The following is a 23,370-nucleotide window of genomic DNA, read 5'->3' on the forward strand; positions in this document are numbered from 1 at the left end:
AAGTAACCGAAAAAAAGAAAGCAAAAAGACCACTTTTAATTGTACTTATAAACTGCTGGCACACGGCGACGGCAACCCAGCCGGTCGCCACCTTCTTTTGCCGTCATCAGCCGGCGTCGCCCCGCCAGCCCGGCAGGTATTCGACCTTATCGACGCCGGTGAAGCGGGCGAGGCGCGAAAGCTCGGCGTCGAGTTTTTCGAAGCGGCCCGCCGAGGCCCGCACGCCCGGCTCCAGCCACAGCCTACGGACATCGAGCGAGCTCCGCTTGCGGTCAGCCTTCATGTCGATCCGTCCGATCATGCGGTCGCCCTCGATCAGCGGAAACACGTAATAGCCATATTGCCGCTTCGGCTCCGGCACGAAGACCTCGATGCGATAGGAAAAGCCGAACAACCGCTCCGCCCGCGCCCGGTCGCGCAGCAACGGATCGAACGGGCTCAAGACGCGCACACGCGAGGGCGGTTCCGGCACATCGAAAATGGTCGGCAGTTCGTCGGCAAGCGCCACCGCCGCGCGCGGCCTGCCGCCGTCGACGGTTTCGACCTGCACCTCGACAAGCCGGTCCGCATTGGCATCCACCCAGGCCTTCGCTTCCTGCGGGGAAATGACAGCGAAAAACGCGGCAAGCTCGCCCGATGTCGCAAAGCCGAGGCGGGAAAGCGCGGCGCTGCAGGCCCAGTCGACAAATTCCGCGTGATCGATCTCGGCGAGACGATAGTGATCCGGGATCACCCGTTCGGCCAGATCATAGGCCTTCTGGAAGTTATGCCTGTGGCAGATCGCGAAATGGCCGGTGCGCCAGTGATATTCCAGAGCGGTCTTCGCAGGATGCCAGTTCCACCAGCCGCCGGACACGTGATCGTCCTGCTTCAGTTCGCGCGCGAAGATCGGGCCGTTCGCCCGCACCTGATCATAAGTGTGCTCGAACGCGGCGGCAAAATCCTCCCCGTGCCATTTGCGCCAGCGTTCCTGCAGGCGCTCCTCTTCGCGGCGGAAGCGGTGCTTCCAGTAAGGGTAGAACCGCATCGGAATGATGGAGGCATCGTGGGTCCAGTGCTCGAACAGCGCCCTGTCCCGCTCCAGCAAAGCCGTGAGATGCTCGCGGCGGAACGTCTGGTTACGCGAAAACAGGATCAGGTCATGGGCGCGCTCGACCGTGCGGATCGAATCCACCTGCACGAAACCGATCGCCTCGATAAGGTCGAGAAGCCCGGCCTTGTCCATCGCCCTGCCGGGCGGCGCGGACAGGCCCTGTCGGGCGAGGAAGATGCGCCGGGCTTCGGCGTTGGAAATCGTTTCTACCATCAGGCAACGGTAGAGCGATTCGGACAAAATAGGAACAAATGTTCCTAGACAGCCACTGAAGGCCAACAACTGAGATCGGCATAATCGCGCCCGGAGAATCAAAAAATGACAAGCAATATTGCTACCATAGGTTGCAGATAGTACAACTCAGGACGTCAAAACTTTAAGGAGAAATAACGATGCCAAGTGATTTTGTGCCGGCACAGCCGAAAATTGTAAGTGTTGAACCGGTCACCTTTTTCAAACAGCATGGAGCGCAAGTCAACGGGACGGAAGATCTCAGCGGTCTTCCGAACGGCGATTCCGTTGTAATTCAAATTTTTGACATGAGCACCGGTAATAATCTTACCCACCCCGCTGTTCCGGTCAATAGCGATGGCACGTGGCAGGCGACATTCGGTTGCACTGCAGGCCATCAGGCGTTCGCATTTGCTTCTTTGATCGATACCGCGGGCAATCCAGGCACTACATCATCGCCAACCGATCGCTTCACGTTGCCGTGAGAATACCCGCAGACCCAGTGGCGCCGGCACAATCCGGCGCCCTGCATGCTCAACGCGCCACCAATAAAGATCATGTAAGCTCTGCCGTCCAGCCCAGCCTCTGAGGCCCTATCGGAAAAAGAATTCGCTAGTTATAAGAATGCGGTCTTTACCAGGGGCGTAGTCTTGAAGATCGAATTCACCGAAGCCGGCGTGCGTTTTGAGGGCCGTATGGCGCTTCATCCGCTGACATTGACGCTGAACGAGCATCGTATCGGGATTATCGGCCTCAACGGCTCCGGCAAGACCACCTTCGCGCGGCTGATCAACGGCCTGACCAAGCCCACGACCGGCGCTGTCGCGGTCAACGGCCGCGATACCGTGACCGATACACAGGCGGTGATGGCGGATGCGGGGTTCGTGTTCCAGTCGCCGCAGAACCAGATCATCCTGCCGATCCTTCAGGACGATATCGAACTGGGGCTGAAGGCGCGCGGCGTTGCCAAGGCGGAGGTGCCCGAGCGCGCGCAGGAAGCGCTTGCCCGGCTCGGCATCGCTCGCCTCGCCAGACGCCGCGCCCATGAGCTTTCCGGCGGCGAGCTTCAGCTTGCGGCCCTTGCCGCCGTGCTCGCCACCCGGCCCTCGCTGGTGATCCTCGACGAGCCGACCAACCAGCTCGATCTCCAGAACCGCCGCCGAGTCGCCGAGACGATCGCGGCGCTTGACGAGGATGTCATCATCATCTCCCACGACCTTGCCATACTGGAGAATTTCGAGCGCGTGCTGCTGTTTCACGAGGGAAGGCTTGTCGGTGACGGCCAGCCGCATGATGTGATCGCGCAATATGAGGCGATGAACCGCTGATGCAATCGCTCTATGTCGAAGCCGACAGCATTCTCCACCGCATGTCGCCGGGCGTGAAGCTTGGGGGGCTGGTCGGCTTTTCGCTGGCCGTCTTTCTCACGACAAACCTGTGGGGGCTCGCCGGTTTCGCCTCCGCCGCCACATTCGTCTATTTCACCCTGCCGATCCGCCTGCACCCGGCGCTGGTCCGGCTGGTGCCGATGGCGTTTGCGATCCTGCTCGTCGGCGGCTTCAGCCTGATCTTCAATCCCTGGGAGCAGGCGTTGGTCTCCGTACTCCGACTTTCCGCACTGATGCTGGCGGCGGCCGCCATTACCGCCACCACGCCCGTTCCGGCCTTTATCGACACCATTACGCGCGCCGCCCGGCCGCTGGAGAAGATCGGGCTTGTCCGCGCCGCCGATATCGGGCTTGCGGTCGGCCTTGTCATCCGCTTCGTGCCGGATATTCTCTCCTTCTACGGCGCGATCCGCGATGCCCATCGCGCCCGGGGCATAAGGTTTCGTCCGACGGGCGCAATCGTGCCGTTGATCATCTTGACCCTGCGCAACGCCGACAGTATCGCCGATGCCATCGATGCCCGCGGCATTCGCGGTGAAGACAGAAGGAATAGCAAATGAACTCGCGTGATCTGGTTCTCGTGTCGCTGTTTGCGGCCATCATCGTGGCGCTCGGCCTGCTGCCGGCCATACCGCTTGCCTTCATTCCCGTGCCGATCACCGCGCAGACGCTCGGCGTCATGCTTGCCGGTCTGATCCTTGGCCGCAGGCGCGGCGCGGCCGCCGTGCTGGTGGTGTTCGTGCTGGTCGCGATCGGGCTTCCCGTACTTGCCGGCGGGCGCGGCGGTCTTGGCAGTTTCGCGGCGCCGACGGCCGGCTTCCTGATCGGCTGGCTGCCGGCGGCCTATGTCTCTGGCGCGCTTGCCGAATATGCGGCGGAGACCGAGAATGCGCTGCGACAGACCTTCGGCTTCTTCATCGCGGCCTTCGCGGGCGGCATCGTGGTCGTCTATTTCTTCGGCATCGCCTGGCTCGCCTATGGCATCGGCATGGGCATCTCCCCCGCAGTCGCGGGTTCGATGGGTTTCATCCCGGGCGATATCATAAAGGCGGTGTTGGCGGCGCTCGCCGCGCGCGCGGTCATGCTCGGCTATCCGCTGCTGCCGAAAAGCCTCTCGAGCGAGGCCTGATCGCGGGGCCGGCATCAGCCGTTTACGCTTCAGTCCAGAAACGAGAACAGCCAGTCCCGCGTCGCTTCCGGAAGGGGCGCGGGTTCTCCGTTCACGCGATTGACGGCTGTCCACAGCAGTTCGACCTCGGCGGCGATGTGATTGCCGGCCTGCACCGCGACGTTGAAGCCGATCGACTTGCCGCCGATCTTGGCCGCGCGCACCACCAGATCCGCCGTCTCGCCGTTCTTCAGCCCGCGATAAAACGTGCAGCCGACCTTGCGCACGACATAGGCGGGTTCGTTTTCCACCTCCGGGCGATACTGCCAGAACCGCGCAAGGGCTTCTTCTGCATGCTCGATATAGGCGGCGGTGTGCATGCGCCCATGCATGTCGATATCGCGATAGGGAACGCGAAGTTCCGTTCTTTCAGGATGAAGTTCATCCATCAGCCACACCTTCCCGGCGCTAAGCAACGCCGTTACGCACGTTTTCACCGGCTCTTCGCAAGGGCGCAGCCGCGCTGCAATGCGGAAAAGCTCAGCACTCTATAGAACCTTTCCAAGTCAAACGCCATGATATGGTTATCTGATGGTTAGCAAGCGCGCGGCTTGACTTGCAATCGCGCCGGGGCGCATTACCTTGCCGAAACGAAATGCGCGCGAAAACTCGAGGGGCCAGACCATGACGGAAGCAACGAAACCGACCGACGTGACCGGCCTCAGCTTCGAGCGCGCGGTCGAGGAACTCGAATCGATCGTGGCGCGGCTGGAGCGCGGCGATGTCGCGCTGGAAGAATCGATCAAGATCTACGAACGCGGCGAGGCCTTGAAGAAGCACTGCGAAAAGCTGCTGAGCGCGGCGGAAGCCAGGGTCGAGAAAATCCGCCTCGATCGCGATGGCCGGCCGGCGGGAGCGGAACCGCTGGACCCACAATAGCAATCGGCGCAAACCGGCGCCCGGAGTATCGGACATGTCGTTTTTTCCCGGCAAGGACCCCGAATTCGGCGATGCCGCAAGCTGCAATGCCGTCACCCAGTTGATCATCCCGCGCACCAGCGATATCGGCGGCTTCGAGGTGCGCCGCGCGCTGCCGACGATCAAGCGCCGCCTCGTTGGCCCTTTCATCTTCTTCGATCGCATGGGCCCGGCCCGGTTCGGCGGCCATGGCGAGGCGCTCGACGTCAAGCCGCATCCCCATATCGGGCTCTCCACCGTCACCTATCTCACCTCCGGCGAGATCGGCCATCGCGACACGCTCGGCAACCACACCGTCATCCGCCCCGGCGACGTCAACCTGATGACGGCGGGGCGCGGTATCGTCCATTCCGAGCGCACGCCCGACGATCTGCGCCTGCGCCCGCACGCCCTGTCCGGCGTCCAGACCTGGCTTGCCCTGCCGGAACGCGACGAGGAAATCGACCCGACATTCGGCCATACCGAGAAGAACGCGCTGCCGACCATTTCGGAGGCCGGCGTCAGCGGACGCCTCGTGCTCGGCCATTTTTGTGGCATGAAGGCCGATGTGAAGACCCATACCGATACGCTTCTGGCCGATATCGCGCTGCGCCCCGGCGCCCGGCTCTCCTTTCCCGCCGAGCATGAGGAACGCGCGATCTACATTCTGGAAGGCCAGTTGGGCGTAGCCGGCGATACCTTCGATGCCGAGCAATTGCTGGTGCTTGCCCCCAATGACCCGATCACAATCGAGGGCGCGGGGGAACACGGATGCCGTCTCATGCTTTTTGGTGGTGAGGCGTTGGAAAAACCGCGCCATATCTGGTGGAATTTCGTGTCTTCCTCGAAGGAACGGATAGAACAGGCGAAGGAAGACTGGCGGCAGGGCCGGTTCGGACTAGTGCCGGGAGACGAGAAGGAATTTGTTCCTTTGCCCGAACGCTGAAATTCGCTAGAAACGATTTAGGACGCGCTAAAGCCGTTGCCGGTTTTCCGGTCACTGGCGCGCGAAAACAAGGACAGGGAGCATTTCCGGCTTGCGCCGCAGGTGCTTCAGGCAGGAACAACGTCTTTCAGGGCGGAATACCAAGGACCGATGATTAGGACCCATATGATGCGCGCTGGAATGGCCATCCGAGTAGGAAAATACCGCAGAGCGATGCCAGAGCATCGCGCGAGGATTTTGACGCCCTCGGGGGCCATTCCAGCCGCACCCCTTCGGGGCCGGGCGCTTTTGAAAGCCGGCGTCGTTGAAAATCCTCGCCGTAGCTATGGCTACGACTGCGGCTTTCGCCTAGCCGGCTTTCAAAATCGCGCCGGTCATATGGGTTCTAATCATCGGTCCTTGGTATAAGAGGCTCCACAGTGACGCTACCGTCAAAAACCTCCATTCTCGACCGGATCAGGCTGCCCGAGGACCTTCGCGAAGTCCACGACCGCGATCTGCCGCAGCTTGCCGAAGAAGTGCGCGCGGAGATGATATCCTCGGTGTCGCGCACCGGCGGGCATCTGGGCGCTGGCCTCGGCGTGGTCGAGCTGACGATCGCGATCCACAAGGTGTTCAATACGCCGGACGACCGGTTGATTTTCGATGTCGGCCATCAGTGCTACCCCCACAAGATCCTGACCGGTCGGCGCGAGCGAATGGGGACGCTGCGCCAGGAAAACGGCATTTCCGGCTTCACCCGCCGCGCCGAAAGCGAATACGACCCCTTCGGTGCCGGCCACTCCTCCACCTCAATCTCCGCCGGTCTCGGCATGGCGGTCGCCTCCAAGCTGCAGGACCATCCCCGCAATGTGATCTCCGTGATCGGCGACGGCGCGATGTCGGCCGGCATGGCCTATGAGGCGCTGAACAATGCCGGCGCGCTTGGCGCGCGCCAGATCGTGATCCTCAACGACAACGACATGTCGATTGCGCGCCCGACAGGGGCGATGAGCGCCTATCTGGCGCGGCTTGCCTCCGGCAAGACCTATCTCGAGGTCCGCGATTTCGGCAAGCGGCTCACCTCCTATCTCGGCAAATCGATCGAAAGCGCGATCTCCCGCGCCGTCGGCCATGCGCGCGGCTATGTCACGGGCGGCACCATGTTCGAGGAGCTCGGCTTCTACCATATCGGCCCGATCGACGGCCATTCCTTCGACCATCTCCTGCCGGTGCTGCGCAACGCCCGCGACAATGCCCGCGGCCCTGTGCTGATCCATGTCGTGACCCAGAAGGGCAAGGGCTATGCGCCGGCGGAAGCAGCGTCCGACAAGTTGCACGCTGTCAGCCGTTTCGATGTCGTCACCGGCCACCAGGCGAAAGCCAAGCCGAATGCGCCGAGCTACACCTCCGTCTTCGCCAAGGCGCTGATCGAGGAAGCCCGCAACGACGAGGATGTGGTGGCGATTACCGCCGCCATGCCGTCCGGCACCGGTCTCGACAAGTTCGAGGAGATCTATCCGAGCCGGATTTTCGATGTCGGCATCGCCGAGCAGCATGCCGTAACGTTTGCCGCAGGGCTTGCGAGCGAAGGCATCAAGCCGTTCTGCGCGCTTTATTCCACCTTCCTCCAGCGCGGCTACGACCAGGTGGTCCACGATGTCGCGATCCAGGGACTGCCGGTGCGTTTTCCCATCGACCGCGCCGGTTTCATCGGTGCCGACGGGCCGACCCATGCGGGCTCCTTCGACACCACCTATCTCGCCACCCTGCCCGGCTTCGTGGTGATGGCGGCGGGCGACGAGGCCGAGCTGATGCATATGGTGCGCACCGCCGCCGCCTACGATGAGGGTCCGATCTCGTTCCGCTATCCGCGCGGCGAAGGCACCGGCGTGATATTGCCGGAGCGCGGCGAAATCCTCGAAATCGGCAAGGGTCGGATCATTTCCGAGGGCTCCAAGGTGGCGCTGCTGTCCTTCGGCACCAGATTGGGAGAATGTCGCGAGGCGGCGACCGTGCTCAACGCCGCCGGCCTTTCGACGACTGTTGCCGATGCCCGTTTCGCCAAGCCGCTCGACCACGACCTGATCCGCCAGCTTGCCGCCCATCACGAGGTACTGGTGACGATCGAGGAAGGCGCGGTCGGCGGGTTCGGCGCTCATGTGGTTCAGTTCCTCGCCAATGAGGGCCTGCTCGACCATGGGCTTCGCGTGCGCCAGATGGTGCTGCCGGATATCTGGATGGAACAGGCCAAGCCCGAGGACATGTATGCCAAGGCCGGCCTTGATCGCGACGGGATCGTGGAAACCGTGTTCCGCGCGCTCGGCCGTCATGGCGTTTCCACCGGCACGGTCGGCTGACCGCATCGGCCCGAAAATCAGTTACGATTTTCGGAAAGCACGATGCGTCGATTCAATAGATTACCTTGCGCCGAAAGCCAAAAGCGTCCATGGAGCGGCCATGACCGCTCCTTCAGACCCCATGCGCCTTGACCAGTTGCTGGTCGCGCTTAACCGTTTCGAGACCCGTTCGCGGGCCCGCGACGCGATTGCGCGCGGGGCGGTGATGGTCAACGGCAAAAAGGCGGCAAAGCCGGGCGCAACAGTCAGCCCGGACGCCGTGATCGCGATTGACGATCCGGCGGAACACTATGTCTCCCGTGCAGCGCTGAAGCTTTCGGCGGCACTCGATCACTTCGCCTTGTCGCCGGAGGGCGCGCATGCGCTCGATATCGGTGCCTCGACCGGCGGCTTTACCCAGGTGCTGCTGGAACGCGGCGCGCGTCACGTCACCGCCATCGATGTCGGCCACGGCCAGATGGCGGACCGGATCGCCGACGATCCGCGCGTCACCAATATTGAGGGGCTGAATGCCCGAAACCTCAGCCGCGACGATATCACCTACGGACCGGTGCAGTGGGTCGTCTCCGATGTCTCGTTCATCTCGCTGAGGCTCGCTCTGCCGCCCGCTCTGGATCTCGCCGAACCGGGCGCGGTCTGCGTGCTGCTGGTGAAGCCCCAATTCGAGGCGGGCAAGGAGAATATCGGCAAGAAGGGCCTGCTGAAGGACCCGGCGCTCGGCCCCGTGATCACCGCCGATCTGGAGAAGTGGCTCACCGAAGAGATGGGCTGGCACAGTCTAGGCATCGCGCCCTCGCCGATCGAGGGCGGCGACGGTAACCGCGAATTTCTGCTCGCCGGGCGCAAACCCGGCAAAGAAGAGGAATAAAATCCCATGGCCGCCGAAACCGTGACCATTGAAAAGCTGGGCGCCAAGGGCGATGGCATTGCGCAGACGCCCGAGGGGCCGGTCTTCGTGCCCTTCGCCCTGCCGGGAGAGCGCATCACGATTGCCCGACAAAAATCGGCAGGCGTCATGCTCGCGCTTCTGGAACCGTCGGCCGAACGCGTGGAACCCGCCTGCAGGCATTTCGGGCCGGACGGCAAGAACGGCACCTGCGGGGGCTGTTCGCTCCAGCATCTGGCCCCGGTGCCCTATCAGGAGTTCAAGCGTCAGGTCGTGATCGACGCGCTTTCCGCCCACGGTCTCGACTGTCCGGTCGAGCCGCTCGTTGTTGCGGCTCCCGGCCAGCGCCGCCGGGCGACCTTTTCCGCGCGCAAGACCGAAGCCGGCATCGTGCTCGGCTTTTCCAGTCCCGAAAGCCATCACATCGTAGAGATCGAGGAATGTCCGGTGCTTTCGCCGGCGCTGTTTGCGCGGCTGCCGGCTCTCAGGCTTCTGGCCGGCATTCTGGCGAGCGGAAGCGACCCGTTCCGGATTGCCGTGCTGGAGACCGAGACGGGCCTCGACATCAGTTTCTCGGGCCTCAAGCCGCCGTCAGAAAAGCGCCGGCAGGCCGCGACCCGCGCGGTGATGGCGGTCAAGGGCATCGCCCGCCTGACATATGAGGACGAAATCATCGTCGAGCCGGTGCGCCCTGCCCTCGATATCGCCGGAACGACGGTCAACCCGCCGCCCTCCGGCTTCGCCCAGGCAACCCGCGAGGCCGAAGAGGCTATGGCGGCGCTGGTGGTGAAGCATCTGAAGAGCGCCAAATATGTCGCCGATCTCTTCAGCGGGTTCGGCACATTTGCCTTGAGGCTGGCCGCGAGATCGAAGGTTCACGCCGTCGAGTTCGACGCGAAGGCGCTCGCCGCGCTCGATATCGCGGTGCGCAACCGCCAGGGGCTGAAGCCGGTGACAAGCGAACGGCGCGACCTCTTCCGCCGCCCGCTGCTTGCGCGCGAACTTGCCGACTTCGACGGCGCGGTGTTCGACCCGCCGCGCGCCGGCGCCCGCGAGCAGGCCGAGGAGCTCGCCCGCACGAAACTCGCGAAGATCGCCGCTGTTTCCTGCAACCCCGCCACCCTTGCCCGAGATCTCCGGCTTCTCGTTGATGGCGGCTACCGGATTGAGCGGGTGATCCCGATCGACCAGTTCCTCTGGTCCCATCACGTGGAGGCCGTGGCACTTCTCAGCCGGGCAAAATAAAACCCCGGCGGAAAACCGCCGGGGTTCGATGTCACGCCATAGCGTGCACTCAGTAGTAAGGCGACAGGCACTGCTGGCGCGGGCCGTTATAGGGCTGGAAGGTGTTATCGTAGCTGCGATAGGAACGATAACGGTTCTCGCACCAGGAATAATGCTTGGGGTTCAGCCCGTTGGTCTGCTGCGGGCGGTTGTTGTTGCCGGCCGCAAGCGCGCCGCCGATGATCAGTGCCCCGGCACCCAGAACCGCGAGCGGAACCCAAGCATTGTCGTTATTGTCCCAGCGATAGTTCGGACCCGGGCGCGGCGGGCGGTAGCCCGGCGGATAGCGGTAGTAGCGATCGCGATTGTAATAGCCGCCCCTGCCATTATAGGCGTGATGACGACGGTCATAACCGGGACGGCGATCATAGCCATGACGGCGATCCCAATTGCGGCCACCCCGGTCGCCGTTCCAGTTCCGACCATCGACGCGTTCGATTCTCGCATCCGCGCCGGCCGGGTTTACGGAAATCGGCATGGACTGTGCAGGGATGGCGCTTGTCGCCACGACAATCGAGGCGAGCGCGGTGGCTACCATTTTCTTTGCCCGATTCAACATCTGCATCTCCCGTTCTTTCTTTAAGGCCGAAGCCCGGATTGGCCTCGTACGCTATGTGACAACCATAAAACCTGTCACCTGAACTCAGGATTAACGGCTTGTTTAGGTTTTACTAAACGCGCGAAATATGCGGGAGGTTCAAAAAAATGCGCCGGACGACCGTGATTCAGACTGTTGGCACCGTACCGCCGTCGACGACGTATTCGACGCCTGTTATCGCCGAGGCAGCGGGAGAGGCAAGAAAGCCGATGACATTGGCGACCTCCTCGGGCTGGGCCGGACGGCCAAGGGGAATGCCGCCCAGCGCGCTCATGATGATCGCCTTCGCGCCCTCGTAGTCCGTCTCGGAACTCTCGGCAATGCGTTCGGCAAGGGCCACCGAGGCCTCGGTCTCGATCCAGCCCGGCGATACCCGCACCACCCGGACACCCTTGGGCGCCAGCTCCTTCGACAGGCTCTTGCTGTAAGTCGAAAGCGCGGCCTTGGCGCTGGCATAGGCCGTGGTCGATTCCGGCAGCGGCAGCTGTCGCTGGATCGAAGTGACGTGCACGATGACGCCGCCCTGGCTGAGTTGCGGCGCAAGCTGCCGATCGAGCCGAACCGCGGGCATCAGGTTCAGGTCGATCTCGTTTCTCCAGATGTCATCGGTCAACGCGACGAAACCGCCGCCCGGCGCCGATGAACCGCCGGCGACATGCACGATGATATCGATGCCGCCGAGAAGGCGTATCGTCTCGGCGGCCACCCTCGCACACCCCTCGGCGGTCGCGATATCGGCCGCGATAAAGGCGACGCCTTCTGGCGCATCCTTCGGCTTCGACCGGGCCGTCGTCACCACATCAGCGCCGCGCGCGGCCAGATGAGCGACCACCGCCGCCCCAAGTCCGCGCGTTCCGCCGGTGACGAGCGCGCGCTTTTCTTCGAACATGCCCATCAACTGATCTCCAGCGTATGAATGAGGTCATTCCTGAGGGTGAAGGCATAGTCCAGATCGACGGGGCTGCCCGGGAAATTGCCTTTGACATGAGCCGTGACGATGAGCCTGCCGTCTTCGCTTCTGGCGGCAATCGGCGTGCTGGTATATTGATATTCCGTCGCGGTCTTCGCCCGCCATGCGCCGATCGCGGCCCGTCCCGAATGGGTCTTGCCTTCGTCACGCACAGTGGCATCTTCCGTGAAGCAGTGGGCGACGGTGTCGGTATCGCCGGGATCGGTAGCCAGATAGGTTGCGATCGCCTTGGGTAAATCGTGCATGATGGTCTCCTTGGTTTCGTTGCGAGCCGGCAAGATGTGGGCTAATCTGAATAAATGACAAGTACGGACAAAAAAGTAGGGTACGAACCCAAAAGTAAGTACACGAGCCAGACCGCCGCCGCAGGCGTGGAGACGGCGCTGCGCTTTCTGGAGGGGCGATGGAAACTTGTGATCCTCTTCCACCTGTTCGGCGGCAGGGTGATGCGGTTTTCGGAGCTGGAACGGGCGATCCCCGACGTCTCGCAGAAAATGCTGATCCAGCAGCTTCGCGCGCTGGAAAACGACGGCATCGTGCGCCGGGTCGTGTACCCGGAAGTGCCCCCGAGGGTGGAATATCGCCTCACCGATTGGGGGCAGGCGCTTTGTCCGGCGCTCGACGCACTGTTGACGTGGGCGGAACAGAAGCCGGAGACGCCGGCCGAATAGGAAAAGCGGCGTCAGCCAAAAAAGAGCGGGTCCGCATTGCGGTCAAATACGGACCCGCTCTTTTGTCATCACTGGCAAAAACGCTCAGATGTCACTCTGGCTCGTCACGATGCGCGAGACCAGGCCGTATTCGATCGCTTCCTCGGCCGAGAGCCAGTAGTCGCGGTCGATATCCTTGGCGATCTTTTCCTCGGGCTGGCCGGTGGCCTTCGAGAAGATCTTGATCAGCCGCTCGTTCATCTTGATGATCTCGCGGGCCTGGATTTCGATATCGGAAGCCGGGCCGCGGGTGCCGCCGGAGGGCTGGTGCAGCAGGAAGCGGGTGTTCGGCAGGCAGATGCGATCTTCCTTCGGCGCGGCGGCATAAATCAGCGCGCCGGCTGAGGCGACCCAGCCCGAACCGATCATGACCACCCGTGGCTTGATGAACTTGATCAGGTCGTGGATCGAATCGCCCGATTCCACATGCCCGCCCGGCGAATTCACGAAGACGCGGATATCCTCGTCGGAAACCGCCGCCATCGCGACAAGCTGCGAGCAGACCCGCTGCGCCAGTTCCTGGGTAATCGGCCCGTAGATGAAGATCGAGCGCGACTTGAACAGATTGGCTTCCGCCTCCTTGCCCAAGGGCAGTTCGGTCTTCTTGTCGTCTTCTTCGTCGTTCATCTGCAACTCCGGGAATCAGGATTGTTATCTCCCGACTTAATGCCAATGAACCGGCAATACAATGACCGCGCCTTCAAAGGCCGCGATGAAGCCCGGATTCGGTGCCGGCACTTGAAAAATCAAGTCCGCGACACCAGATAAAAGGTGTGATCGGCAACGGCCACGCTATCATTGTCAAAATCCAATCATCATTGAAACATTCTGCCGCATGACGTGCCTCCCGCTCGCATTCGCGGCACTCTGCATACGCGAAAGGACACTCCCTTGCGTTACAATCGACTTGGAAACTCCGGCCTGAAGGTCTCCGAACTCTGCCTCGGCACCATGACCTTCGGCGGCAAAGGCATGTGGACGGCCATCGGCCAACTCGACCAGAAGGCCTCCGAGGAACTCGTCTCCGCCGCCCTCGACGCCGGCATCAATTTTCTCGATACCGCCAATGTCTATTCCGAAGGCCTGTCGGAGGAAATTACCGGCCAGGCGCTGAAGAACCTCAAAATTCCCCGGGACGAGATCGTCATCGCCACCAAGGTGTTCGGCGGCATGGGCGAAGGGCCGAACAGCCGGGGCTCGTCGCGCTATCACATCATGGAGCAGGTCAAGAAAAGCCTCGCCCGGCTGCAGACCGACCATATCGACCTCTACCAGCTCCACGGTTTCGACAACACCACGCCGATCGAGGAAACGCTGGAGGCGCTCGACACGCTCGTCCGCCACGGCCATGTTCGCTATATCGGCGTTTCAAACTGGGCGGCCTGGCAGATCGCCAAGGCGCTCGGCATTTCCGAACGCAAGGGGCTGGCCTCGTTCCAGTCACTGCAGGCCTATTACACAATTGCCGGTCGCGACCTCGAGCGCGAGATCGTGCCCATGCTGAAATCGGAAGGCGTCGGGCTGATGGTCTGGTCGCCGCTCGCCGGCGGTTTCCTGTCGGGCAAATATGACCGCGACAACCAGACGGATGGCGAAGGCCGCCGCGTCGCCTTCGACTTTCCGCCCGTAGACAAGGAACGCGGCTTCGCGACAATCGACGTAATGCGCGAGATCGCAAACGCCAAGGGTGTTTCTGTCGCCCAGATCGCGCTTGCATGGTTGCTCTACCAGCCTGCCGTCACCAGCGTCATCGTCGGTGCCAAGCGCAGGGAGCAGCTTGAGGACAACATCGCCTCGACCGCGGTGGAATTCACCGCCGAGGAAATGGAGCGCCTCAACGCCGTCTCCGCCCTGCCCCGCGAATATCCGGGCTGGATGCTTGAACGTCAGTCTGGCAACGAGGTGAAGACCGAGCCGCGCTCGCTAAAATAGTCTCTGCGTGCGGGGCGGTCGCCGAAAGGCCGCCTCCGCATCGAACCGAGCATCATGAAAGCCGCACCCTCACCCCGTGCGGCTTTACGCCTTCCGGCTCCACATGAATGGCGAGCGAGGCGCCGGGGATCGCCCTCTTGATCGCCGCCTCCAACCGGTCGCAGATATCATGGGCCTCGCCCACCGGCATGTCCTCGCTGACCACCAGGTGGAAATCGATGAAGGCCGCCGAACCCGCCCTGCGGGTGCGCAGATCGTGAACGCCGGAGGAGCCGGCGGCATTGTCCATGATCGCCTGGCGAATCATGTCGGATTCTTCCTGGGTGAGCGCCGTATCCATCAGCCCGCCGAGCGACTCCTTGATCAGCCCCCAGCCCGCATAGAGAATGTGCGCGCCGACCGCGAGCGCGAGCAGCGGATCGAAGATCGGATAGCCGGTGGCGAGCGCCAGCCCGAGCCCGATGACCACGCCGATCGAGGTCACCACGTCGGTGCGGATATGCTTGCCATCGGCGATCAGCGCCGGCGAGCGCGCCGCCCGCCCGGCGCGGATCAGCACATAGGCCCACACGCCGTTGATCAGGCTTGCAACCACATTGACGCCGAGACCGATATAGATATCGGTCGGCATTGTCGGATCAAGCAATTCGCCCGCCGCTTCCTTGAAGATCAGGAGCGCCGCCACGACGATCGCGACGCCCTCGATGACGGCCGAGATATATTCCGCCTTGTGGTGGCCGAACTGATGATCGTGATCGGCGGGCTTGGAGGCGTAGATGATGGCGACAAGGGCCGCGACCGAGGCGACGACGTTGACGATCGATTCCATCGCATCGGAAAGAAGCGCGACCGACCCCGTCAGATACCAGGCCCCGAGCTTGATCGCGAGCACCAGGAGCGAGAGCGGGATCGTGGCGATGGCAAGCTTGCGGGGCATGCTTGATCCATGGGCATGGCCTGTGCTCATTGCGCGCTCCCATAGCGTAGGACCGTTCAGGAAACCGGGAGGCTTCCTTGATGACGATGTGAAATTGCAGACTTTTTCGAGACCACCGGGGTCAAATGCAAAGCGGGCCGGAGAAGGCCCGCATCGCATTGCTACTCAATCACGTCCCCGTCCGCAAGTCTCAGCCGACAGCTTTCCTGCCTGAAACATCGGCATGGCCGACGAGCTTGCCGACGACATTCTCGATGATGCGCATGCCGGCATCACCGCCGAGCGTCATGATCGATTCGGGATGGAACTGGACGGCGGCGACCGGCTCGCTGACATGCTCGATGCCCATGACGATGCCGTCATCGGTCTCCGCCGAAATCGTGAAATCGGTCGGCAGCGCCACCGCATCGGCAAAGATCGAATGATAGCGACCGACGGTGATTTCATTGGGCAGGCCATCGAAGAGCCGGCCGTGCTCGAGAATGCGGATGCGCGAGGGCTTGCCGTGCATCGGCACCGCCAACTGCCGGAGCGTGCCGCCATAGGCTTCCGCCAGCGCCTGCAGGCCCAGGCACACGCCGAAGATCGGCAGGCCGCGTTCGCGCGCCTTTTTGATTGTCGCCTTGCAATCGAAATCCTTCGGCATGCCGGGGCCGGGCGACAGCACGACCAGATCAGGTGCCACGCGGTCGAACGTCTCGTCGGCCACGGGGGACCGCACGGTCGCGACCTCCGCGCCGGTCTGGCGGAAATAATTGGCGAGCGTGTGCACGAAGCTGTCCTCGTGATCGACCAGCAGGATTTTCAGGCCCTTGCCGACCTTTTCGACGGCGCGCACGGCTGGTGCACGGGTTTCCGCATCCGCCTCGCGGATCGCGGCCAACATGGCTGAAGCCTTCAATTCGGTCTCCGCTTCTTCTTCATGGGGATCGGAATCATAAAGCAGGGTTGCCCCGGCGCGAACTTCTGCCACGCCCTGCTTGACCCGGATGGTGCGCAGCGTCAGCCCGGTGTTCATGTCGCCGTTGAAGCCGACCATGCCGATCGCGCCGCCATACCAGGCGCGCGGGCTCTTCTCGTTGTTCTCGATGAAGCGCATCGCCCAGAGCTTCGGCGCGCCGGTGACGGTGACCGCCCAGGCGTGGCTGAGGAAGGCGTCGAACGCATCCATGCCGGCGCGAAGCCGGCCCTCGATATGGTCGACGGTGTGGATCAGGCGCGAATACATCTCGATCTGCCGCCGGCCGATGACCTTGACGGAGCCTGGCTCGCAGACGCGGCTCTTGTCGTTGCGGTCGACATCGGAGCACATGGTGAGTTCCGACTCGTCCTTCTGCGAATTGAGCAGTTTCAGGATCTGCTGGCTGTCGGCAATCGGGTCCTCGCCGCGCTTGATGGTGCCGGAGATCGGGCAGGTCTCGACCCGGCGGCCGGTGACCCGCACGAACATCTCCGGGGAAGCACCAATCAGATATTCCTGGTTTCCGAGATTGATGAAGAAGGAATAAGGCGAGGGATTGGTCGCCTTCAGCCGCTTGGAAATCGCCGAGGGTTTGCTGGCGCAGCGTTCCATGAACTGCTGGCCCGGCACGACCTCGAACAGGTCGCCGCGCACGAAGCTTTCCTTGGCGCGGGTGACGAGTTCGGCATATTCGCCCTTGTGGTGATCGCCCTTCGGGGGCACGCTGTTGGAGGGACGGAACGGCTCGGACTCGATCGCGCCGTCCCGTCCCTCGGTCGCAATGCCGTCCTTTTCGAAATCATAGCGGTCGATCCAGGCCTTGGCGGCATGGTTGTCGACCATCAGCACCTCGTCGGGGAGGTAGAGCACCATATCGCGCTGGTCGAGCGGACGTTCGAGCTTCAACGGGACCGCGTCGAACTGGAAGGCGAGGTCATAGCCGAACGCGCCGTAAAGGCCGAGGCTGGCATCCTCCTCGGAGAAGAACAGGTCGGTGATCGCCCGAAGCACGGTGAAGACGGTAGGGGCCTTGGAGCGCTCTTCCTCGGTGAACTGCCGGTCGGGCTCGGCGACCTTGAGATCGATGCGGCGGGCCTCGCGGGCTAGGATCGTGACGGCGTCGAGGGCCTCCAGCGCGGGCAGGATCAGTTCGAGCAGCGCCTCGCCGCGACCGTTGAAGGCCTCGAGCCAGACATTGCGGCCATTGCACGAGATCGCCATCGGCGGATCGATCACGGCGGTATCCCAGCGGGTATAGCGGCCCGGATACTCGTAGTTGGAGGAGAGCACCGCGCCGCGGCACGAATCCAGCCGTTCGATATAGCTCGAGATCGCGTCGTCATAGGGCACGAAGCGCCGTGTACGCGTAATCTCGACGCCGCCTCTGGTCAGATAGCTCTCGCCGCCATCGGGCCGCTCATGAAGGCTCATATTCCTTGCTCCACCTCGGTGATGCGGCCTCGCCGCATGCTGGTCATTCTCAACCCTTGCAAAGACGGCACCCAACAAAAAAGCCGCCTCGTTGGAGGGCGGCTTCGTCAGATCAACTGAACATGCGTGATCGCGGCCGCCGTTAGCGAGCCCACCACCAGTTTGCAATGTTGTTCATCGTGATCGTCATGCTGGATGTGTAGCGCAACCGCCAGATACTGGCAAGCGCGGATTCGGCAGCCGGCGCACCGGCTGCCTTGCAACCCTCAGATGCGGATCGGAAATCAGGCAATCAACTGCCCGTGGCAGTGCTTGAACTTCTTGCCGGAGCCGCACGGGCATGGCTCGTTGCGGCCGGTGTGCTTCCATTCTTCCGGCATGGCAGCGGCATCGCCGGAGGCGACCTGTTCGCCGGCCATCTCGTCTTCGCCGGTTGCGGGATCGATATGGCTGGCGCGCACCTCGGCGGGATTGATTTCGCGCTGCGGCGGCGGGGCCTCGCGCACGAGCTGGACGCGCGAAAGCTGCGAGATCGCGACCTCGCGCATATTGCCGAGCAGCGCCTGGAACAACTCGAATGCCTCGGCCTTGTATTCCTGAAGCGGGTCGCGCTGGGCATAGCCGCGGAAGCCGATGACGGAACGCAGATGATCGAGGTTGACGATATGCTCGCGCCAGAGGTGATCCAGCGCCTGCATCGTCACCTGCCGCTCGACATATTTCGCCACGTCGGGACCGAACTGCTCGGCCTGTTTTGCGCGGTTTTCCTCGATCTGCTTTGCCGCCTCGTTGATTCGCTCCTCGATTTCCGGTTCGGCAATGCCGTCTTCCTCGGCCCATTTCTCGATCGGCAGGTCGAGGTTGAGGATGCGCAGGCAGTCTTCCTTGAGGCCGGCGACGTCCCACTGTTCGGCATAGGCGCGCTCGGGAATGCGGCGCTTGACTGCGTTTTCGATCACTTCCTCGCGCATTTCCCTGACGATCTCGGAAATGTCTTCCGAATCCATCAGTTCCTTGCGCTGGTCGAAGACCACCTTGCGCTGGTCGTTCAGCACGTCGTCATATTTCAGCAGGTTCTTGCGGATGTCGAAGTTGCGAGCCTCGACCTTCTTCTGCGCGCGCTCAAGCGCCTTGTTGATCCACGGATGGACGATCGCCTCGCCTTCCTTCAGCCCGAGCTTGGTGAGCATGCTCTCCATGCGATCGGAACCGAAGATGCGCATCAGGTCGTCCTGAAGCGACAGGTAGAATTTCGAGCGCCCGGGGTCGCCCTGACGGCCGGAACGGCCGCGGAGCTGGTTGTCGATGCGGCGGCTTTCGTGACGCTCGGTGGCGATCACGTAAAGACCGCCGGCGGCCAGCGCCTCGGCCTTCAACCGGGCAACGTCCTCGCGGATCGCCTTTTCCTTCGCGTCGCGTTCGGGACCGGGCGGCGTGAACTTGCGGGCGACTTCCACCCGCTCGCCCTGCTCATTGGTCACGATATCGGTGCCCGGCTCGGTATCGCCAAGCTCGGCCTCGATGCGCATTTCCAGATTGCCGCCGAGCTGGATGTCGGTGCCGCGACCGGCCATGTTGGTGGCGATCGTCAGCGCGCCCGGCACGCCGGCCTGCGAGATGATGAAGGCTTCCTGCTCGTGATAGCGCGCATTGAGCACGCTGAAATCTGTGATGCCGTCCTTTTTCAGGGCGGCGGCCAGAAGCTCGGACTTTTCAATAGAGGTCGTGCCCACCAGAACCGGCTGGCCCTTGGCCTTGGCTTCCTTGATCTCCTCGACGATCGCCATGTATTTTTCCTGGACCGTCAGGTAGACCTCGTCGTCCTCGTCGAGACGCGCGATCGGCACATTGGTCGGCACTTCGACAACGTCGAGGCCGTAGATATTGGCAAATTCCTCGGCTTCCGTCGCCGCCGTGCCGGTCATGCCGGCCAGCTTGTCATACATGCGGAAGTAGTTCTGGAAGGTGATCGAGGCGAGCGTCTGGTTTTCCGGCTGGATCTTGACGTTTTCCTTGGCCTCCAGCGCCTGGTGCTGGCCGTCGGAATAGCGCCGGCCCGGCATCATGCGGCCGGTGAATTCGTCGATGATCACGACCTCGCCGTCACGGACGATATAATCCTTGTCACGCGAAAACAGCTTGTGGGCCTTCAGCGCGTTGTTCAGATGATGGACCACGGCGACGTTTTCGACGTCATAGAGCGAGGCGCCCTTCATCATGCCGTTTTCGGTCAGAAGCTTTTCGAGCTTTTCCATCCCGTCTTCGGAGAAGTTGGCCGAGCGCTGCTTTTCATCGAGCTCGTAATCGCCCTCTTCCAGCATCGGGATGATCTTGTCGATCGACACGTAAAGGTCAGAGCGGTCGTCGAGCGGGCCGGAGATGATCAGCGGCGTGCGCGCCTCGTCGACCAGGATCGAGTCCACTTCGTCGACGATCGCGTAATTGTGGCCGCGCTGCACCATCTCGGCGCGCTGCATCTTCATATTGTCGCGCAGATAATCGAAGCCGAGTTCGTTATTGGTGGCGTAGGTGATGTCGGCGGCATAGGCCTCTTTGCGCTGGCGGTCGTCGAGCCCATGATGGATCACGCCGGTGGTCATGCCGAGAAAGCCGTAGAGCTTGCCCATGTGCTCGCTGTCGCGCCGGGCGAGATAATCGTTGACGGTGACGACGTGAACGCCCTTGCCGGCAAGCGCGTTGAGATAGACCGGAAGGGTCGCGACCAGGGTCTTGCCCTCGCCGGTCTTCATTTCGGCGATCGAATTTTCATGGAGGATCATGCCGCCGATAAGCTGAACATCGAAGGGCCTGAGACCGAGAACCCGCTTGGAGGCCTCGCGCACCACCGCGAAAGCCTCAACGAGGATATCGTCGAGCGTCTTGCCGTCTTCGAGCTGTTTCTTGAATTCGTCGGTCTTGGCTTTCAGCGCCTCATCCGAAAGCGCCGAAATCTGCTCTTCCATCGCATTGATCGCGACGACGCGGGGTCTGTAGGCACGGACGCGGCGCTCGTTGGCCGAACCGAACAATTTGCGGGCTACGCCACCGAGTGAGACCATTTCAATAGCTCTTTCCGAAAGTTGTCATATTTAAACTCTACATGGCGCCCTGTTCGCATAGATGCACGCCCGGACGTCGAAGGACGCTGGCTTGGCAGACAGATAAGAGGGGGGGCACGCCATGTCAACGTCGAACGCCGCGCGGCGATGGCCCCAAACCGGAGGAAAACCGGCCGGCGTTCAGCTTCTCTTCAGATTAAAAAGTGGAAAGGTTGCAACGGAAAGCAGCGTTTTGCGTTGACGGACAGAGAAGCGGCGACCACATTCCCGCTCAATCACCGGCGCATATCGACGGGCCGCAACGATCACGTTCAACAATAGAAAAGGTGAACTTATGCAGAAAAGAACCCTGGCAGCCGCAGTGCTGCTCGCAACGACCGTCAGCTTTGCAGCGCCGGTGTTCGCGCAGGACACCGATGCCGGCCAGACCGTGGTCGCGACCGTCGACGGAACCCCGATCACCGAGGAAGAGCTTCAGAGCACCGTCGATCAGTTCAAGGGCCAGTTCGGCCAGATGCCGGAAGAGCAGATGCGCGCCATCGCGCTTTCGAGCCTTGTGGACATGAAGCTGATCGCGGATGCCGCCAAGGAGGAAGGTCTCGACCAGAGCGAAGCGTTCAAGACCCGCATGGAGCAGTTGCAGCAGCAGGAACTCTACAACGCCTATTTCGACCAGGTGATCAATGCCCAGATCACTGACGAGATGCTGAAGGCGCGCTATGACGAGGAAATCGCCAAGGCGCCGAAGCAGGAAGAAATCCATGCCCGCCATATCCTCGTGGAGAGCGAGGATGAGGCCAAGGAAATCATCAAGGAACTCGACAACGGCGCCGATTTCGCCGAACTCGCCAAGGAGCACTCCACCGGCCCGAGCGGTCCCGATGGCGGCGATCTTGGCTACTTCGCCAAGGGCCAGATGGTGCCGCCGTTCGAGGAAGCGGCCTTCGCGCTGGAGCCCGGCCAGTATACCGAGACTCCGGTCAAAACCGATTTCGGCTATCACGTGATCGAAGTCGAGGACAAGCGCGAGAAGGCGCCGGTTCCCTTCGAGCAGATCAAGCCGCAGCTTCAGCAGCTCGTGGCCGGCGAGAAATACAATGAAGCCGTCAACGCGCTGAAAAAGGGCGATACCGTCGTTATCGAAGATAAGGACTTGCAAGAAAGCTACGACGCCGTCAATAAAATGCAGCAGCAATAACCAGTTTCCGGCCCGCCATTGCGGGCCGGTTTCTTATCCGGCCGCGACAAACATTCGCGGCCAAAGAAGAGGGTCATCATGTCGTCTGCCGTATCTCCGCTCGCGCCCAAATCCCTTACCCCCATGCCCGTCATCGACGGCGTGCGCCTGGCGACCGCCAGCGCCGGGATCAAGTACAAGGGCCGCACCGATGTGATGATGATGATCTTCGATGAGCCCGCCGCCGTTGCAGGCGTGTTCACCCGCTCGCGCTGCCCCTCCGCCCCTGTCGATTTCTGCCGGTCCAATCTTTCAAACGGCACGGCGAAGGTGCTGGTGGTCAATTCCGGCAATGCCAACGCCTTTACCGGCAAGAAAGGCAAGGAGGCGACCACGCTGACCGCCAAGACCGCCGCCGAGGCGGCCGGCTGCGACACGGGCGACGTCTACCTCGCCTCCACCGGCGTGATCGGCGAGCCGCTCGACGCCTCCAAATTCGCCGGCGTTCTGGCCGACATGGCCGGACAGGCAAAGCCGGATTTCTGGCAGGATGCCGCAAAGGCGATCATGACCACGGACACCTATCCCAAGGTCGCCACCCGCGGCGCGACGATCGACGGCGTCGCGGTGACGCTGAACGGCATGGCCAAGGGCGCCGGCATGATCGCGCCCGACATGGCGACCATGCTCTCCTTCATCGCCACCGACGCGGCGATTTCCGCCCCTGCCCTTCAGGCTCTGCTTTCCGAGGGCGTCGGGAACAGCTTCAACGCAATAACGATCGACAGCGACACCTCGACCTCCGACACCGTTCTGGTATTCGCCACCGGCAAGGCCCCGGGGCAGGACCCCGTCACCGACGCAACCGATCCCCGCCTCGATGATTTCCGCGCCGCGCTTCACGCGCTGATGAAGGACCTCGCGCTCCAGATCGTGCGCGACGGCGAGGGCGCGCGCAAGATGGTGACCGTCAACGTCACCGGCGCCGAGAGCGACCGCGCCGCCTTCGAGATCGCCCGCTCGATCGCCAATTCGCCGCTAGTCAAGACCGCCGTTGCCGGCGAGGACGCCAATTGGGGCCGCGTGGTCATGGCCGTCGGCAAGGCCGGCGAAAAGGCCGACCGCGACCGGCTTGCGATCTGGTTCGGCGATATCCGAGTCGCCTTTGAGGGCGAACGCGATCCGGACTATTCGGAAGAACACGCCTCCTCCGTGATGCGGCAGGACGAGATCACGATCCGCGCCGATCTCGGCATCGGGGAGGGCCAGGCGACCGTCTATACCTGCGACCTGACCAAGGAATATGTCGCGATCAACGGCGATTATCGCAGCTGAGGCCTGCGTTGCCCCAGGGCAACACAGA

22 protein-coding genes are annotated in these 23,370 nt (G+C 62.4%); 13 read left to right on the forward strand and 9 right to left on the reverse strand.

The window, feature by feature from the left end; all coding sequences use genetic code 11:
- Positions 1-106: 106 nt before the first annotated feature.
- Positions 107-1,306 (reverse strand): winged helix-turn-helix domain-containing protein, encoded by a 1,200-nt coding sequence (locus V6765_RS18140; RefSeq protein WP_448431341.1) that lies wholly within the window; start codon positions 1,304-1,306, stop codon positions 107-109.
- Between the two features lie 179 nt (positions 1,307-1,485).
- On the opposite strand from V6765_RS18140, the gene V6765_RS18145 reads away from it, so the two are divergent.
- The 4 genes from V6765_RS18145 (at position 1,486) to V6765_RS18160 (ending at position 3,841) form a co-directional block, all read left to right on the forward strand.
- Complete coding sequence (locus tag V6765_RS18145) at positions 1,486-1,809, forward strand: hypothetical protein (protein ID WP_448431343.1); 324 nt, start codon at positions 1,486-1,488, stop codon at positions 1,807-1,809.
- Between the two features lie 165 nt (positions 1,810-1,974).
- The gene (locus V6765_RS18150; protein ID WP_448431345.1) at positions 1,975-2,652 is read left to right on the forward strand and encodes an energy-coupling factor ABC transporter ATP-binding protein; all 678 of its coding nucleotides are present in this window, start codon (positions 1,975-1,977) and stop codon (positions 2,650-2,652) included.
- Positions 2,652-3,272 carry an energy-coupling factor transporter transmembrane component T family protein gene (locus tag V6765_RS18155; protein WP_448431347.1) on the forward strand — a complete coding sequence of 207 codons (621 nt, stop codon included), beginning with the start codon at positions 2,652-2,654 and terminating at the stop codon, positions 3,270-3,272. Before V6765_RS18150 ends, V6765_RS18155 begins: the two co-directional genes overlap by 1 nt.
- A complete protein-coding gene (locus V6765_RS18160; protein WP_448431349.1) occupies positions 3,269-3,841 on the forward strand; it encodes a biotin transporter BioY in 573 nt (190 codons plus the stop codon). The genes V6765_RS18155 and V6765_RS18160 overlap by 4 nt, the downstream gene beginning before the upstream one ends.
- 29 nt (positions 3,842-3,870) lie before the next feature.
- Here V6765_RS18160 and V6765_RS18165 read toward each other — a convergent pair whose 3' ends face one another.
- The gene (locus V6765_RS18165) at positions 3,871-4,269 is read right to left on the reverse strand and encodes an acyl-CoA thioesterase (RefSeq protein ID WP_292058511.1); all 399 of its coding nucleotides are present in this window, start codon (positions 4,267-4,269) and stop codon (positions 3,871-3,873) included.
- 235 nt (positions 4,270-4,504) lie between these two features.
- Here V6765_RS18165 and V6765_RS18170 point away from each other — a divergent pair, with 235 nt between their 5' ends.
- From V6765_RS18170 to V6765_RS18190, 5 genes are all read left to right on the forward strand, one after another.
- Positions 4,505-4,759, forward strand: coding sequence for an exodeoxyribonuclease VII small subunit (locus V6765_RS18170; RefSeq protein ID WP_448431351.1), 255 nt, complete (start codon positions 4,505-4,507; stop codon positions 4,757-4,759).
- 34 nt (positions 4,760-4,793) lie between these two features.
- The gene (locus V6765_RS18175) at positions 4,794-5,723 is read left to right on the forward strand and encodes a pirin family protein (RefSeq protein WP_448431353.1); all 930 of its coding nucleotides are present in this window, start codon (positions 4,794-4,796) and stop codon (positions 5,721-5,723) included.
- 419 nt (positions 5,724-6,142) lie between these two features.
- Positions 6,143-8,062, forward strand: a complete 1,920-nt coding sequence (gene dxs / locus V6765_RS18180) for a 1-deoxy-D-xylulose-5-phosphate synthase (RefSeq protein WP_448431355.1) — start codon at positions 6,143-6,145, stop codon at positions 8,060-8,062.
- A 100-nt stretch (positions 8,063-8,162) separates the two neighbouring features.
- Positions 8,163-8,930: a TlyA family RNA methyltransferase gene (locus tag V6765_RS18185; protein ID WP_448431357.1), complete on the forward strand. Its 768-nt coding sequence runs from the start codon at positions 8,163-8,165 to the stop codon at positions 8,928-8,930.
- A 6-nt stretch (positions 8,931-8,936) separates the two neighbouring features.
- Positions 8,937-10,193, forward strand: coding sequence for a class I SAM-dependent RNA methyltransferase (locus V6765_RS18190; protein ID WP_448431359.1), 1,257 nt, complete (start codon positions 8,937-8,939; stop codon positions 10,191-10,193).
- Between the two features lie 49 nt (positions 10,194-10,242).
- Here the strand turns inward: V6765_RS18190 and V6765_RS18195 are convergent, their stop codons facing one another.
- From V6765_RS18195 to V6765_RS18205, 3 genes are all read right to left on the reverse strand, one after another.
- Complete coding sequence (locus V6765_RS18195; protein ID WP_448431361.1) at positions 10,243-10,791, reverse strand: BA14K family protein; 549 nt, start codon at positions 10,789-10,791, stop codon at positions 10,243-10,245.
- 166 nt (positions 10,792-10,957) lie between these two features.
- Positions 10,958-11,725 (reverse strand): SDR family oxidoreductase, encoded by a 768-nt coding sequence (locus V6765_RS18200; protein ID WP_448431363.1) that lies wholly within the window; start codon positions 11,723-11,725, stop codon positions 10,958-10,960.
- Positions 11,725-12,045, reverse strand: coding sequence for a nuclear transport factor 2 family protein (locus tag V6765_RS18205; RefSeq protein WP_448431365.1), 321 nt, complete (start codon positions 12,043-12,045; stop codon positions 11,725-11,727). Before V6765_RS18205 ends, V6765_RS18200 begins: the two co-directional genes overlap by 1 nt.
- Positions 12,046-12,099: 54 nt before the next feature.
- On the opposite strand from V6765_RS18205, the gene V6765_RS18210 reads away from it, so the two are divergent.
- The gene (locus V6765_RS18210; RefSeq protein WP_448431367.1) at positions 12,100-12,471 is read left to right on the forward strand and encodes a winged helix-turn-helix transcriptional regulator; all 372 of its coding nucleotides are present in this window, start codon (positions 12,100-12,102) and stop codon (positions 12,469-12,471) included.
- Positions 12,472-12,555: 84 nt separating this feature from the next.
- On the opposite strand, the gene V6765_RS18215 is transcribed toward V6765_RS18210, so the two are convergent.
- Positions 12,556-13,137: an ATP-dependent Clp protease proteolytic subunit gene (locus V6765_RS18215; protein WP_448431369.1), complete on the reverse strand. Its 582-nt coding sequence runs from the start codon at positions 13,135-13,137 to the stop codon at positions 12,556-12,558.
- Between the two features lie 264 nt (positions 13,138-13,401).
- Between V6765_RS18215 and V6765_RS18220 the strand changes: the two genes are divergently transcribed.
- Entirely contained in the window at positions 13,402-14,442 is a 1,041-nt protein-coding gene (locus tag V6765_RS18220) for an aldo/keto reductase (RefSeq protein ID WP_448431371.1), read from the forward strand.
- A 52-nt stretch (positions 14,443-14,494) separates the two neighbouring features.
- On the opposite strand, the gene V6765_RS18225 is transcribed toward V6765_RS18220, so the two are convergent.
- The 3 genes from V6765_RS18225 to secA all read right to left on the reverse strand — a co-directional run bounded on the left by V6765_RS18225 (position 14,495) and on the right by secA (position 20,830).
- Positions 14,495-15,409: a cation diffusion facilitator family transporter gene (locus V6765_RS18225; protein ID WP_448431373.1), complete on the reverse strand. Its 915-nt coding sequence runs from the start codon at positions 15,407-15,409 to the stop codon at positions 14,495-14,497.
- 160 nt (positions 15,410-15,569) lie between these two features.
- Positions 15,570-17,771: an anthranilate synthase gene (locus V6765_RS18230; protein ID WP_448431375.1), complete on the reverse strand. Its 2,202-nt coding sequence runs from the start codon at positions 17,769-17,771 to the stop codon at positions 15,570-15,572.
- Positions 17,772-18,055: 284 nt separating this feature from the next.
- Complete coding sequence (gene secA, locus V6765_RS18235) at positions 18,056-20,830, reverse strand: preprotein translocase subunit SecA (RefSeq protein ID WP_448431377.1); 2,775 nt, start codon at positions 20,828-20,830, stop codon at positions 18,056-18,058.
- A 334-nt stretch (positions 20,831-21,164) separates the two neighbouring features.
- Here secA and V6765_RS18240 point away from each other — a divergent pair, with 334 nt between their 5' ends.
- A complete protein-coding gene (locus tag V6765_RS18240) occupies positions 21,165-22,028 on the forward strand; it encodes a peptidylprolyl isomerase (RefSeq protein ID WP_448431379.1) in 864 nt (287 codons plus the stop codon).
- A 78-nt stretch (positions 22,029-22,106) separates the two neighbouring features.
- Positions 22,107-23,342 (forward strand): bifunctional glutamate N-acetyltransferase/amino-acid acetyltransferase ArgJ, encoded by a 1,236-nt coding sequence (gene argJ / locus V6765_RS18245; protein WP_448431381.1) that lies wholly within the window; start codon positions 22,107-22,109, stop codon positions 23,340-23,342.
- The last annotated feature ends 28 nt before the right edge of the window (positions 23,343-23,370 follow it).

This window comes from Martelella sp. FOR1707 (genome assembly GCF_053484265.1).